Origin of the sequence: Anaerobacillus sp. MEB173 (assembly GCF_052119505.1) — a bacterium.
In the GTDB taxonomy this organism is placed as follows: Bacteria; Bacillota; Bacilli; order Bacillales; family JBJMAU01; genus JBJMAU01.
On record NZ_JBJMAU010000056.1, the window covers coordinates 1 to 746 of the forward strand.

Here is a 746-nt window from a genome sequence, read left to right on the forward strand (position 1 = left end):
AAATAGAAACAAAGTATTTGCCTGATGGATTACGTCTAATCGTAGCACTAAGAACGCGCCCTTCAACTTCGCGACTTTTCGCAAAACGAACGAGTCCAAGTTTAGGTAGCTTGATTTTGTTTTCAACAACTGCAATATTTCCGTTTGTTTGTTTTGTTGTATAGGACTGAACTGGATTCTTTTTCGACTTAAATCGAGGTTGCTTGTTTTGTTTTTTGTAGTATCGATCATAGGAGTTTGCTAGGTTTTCTACCGACTTTTGCAGGGCAATACTGTCGACTTCTTTCAAAAAAGTGTAGTGGTGCTTTAGTCGTGGTAGCATCTTGATCGTTTCATATTTGTTCAAATATTCACCTTTCCAATTGTTAACTGGTAGTTGTCCGTTTTGAACCATTTCTTCACAAATGTACCAGTAAGCATCTTTTTCTTTCTGCTTACCAAGAAAAAAGTTGAAAACAAACCTTGAGCACCCGATCGTCTTATTTATGAGTTCAGCTTGCTTTTTGTTTGGGTAGATACGAAATTTGTAAGCCTTCTTAACTAGCATTGAGTTTCACCTCCTTATCTGATATTATATACGTAAGTACGTATATAAACAAGGAGAACAAATTATGACAAGGAAAAAATTTACGACTACATTAGACGAGCAACTTATACAACAACTGAAAATGCAAGCAGTCAAAGAAGGAACAGATGCTAGTAAGGTTCTCGAAAAATTGATTAGAGAATACCTTGAGAAAAAAGCT

The 746-nt window shown here is 35.8% G+C and carries 1 protein-coding gene; it reads right to left on the minus strand.

Going from position 1 to position 746, the window contains the following annotated elements; genetic code table 11:
• The coding region (locus ACJ2A9_RS23665; RefSeq protein WP_441424115.1) for a helix-turn-helix domain-containing protein at positions 1 to 547 on the minus strand (547 nt) is incomplete at its 3' end.
• Between the last annotated feature and the right edge of the window lie 199 nt (positions 548 to 746).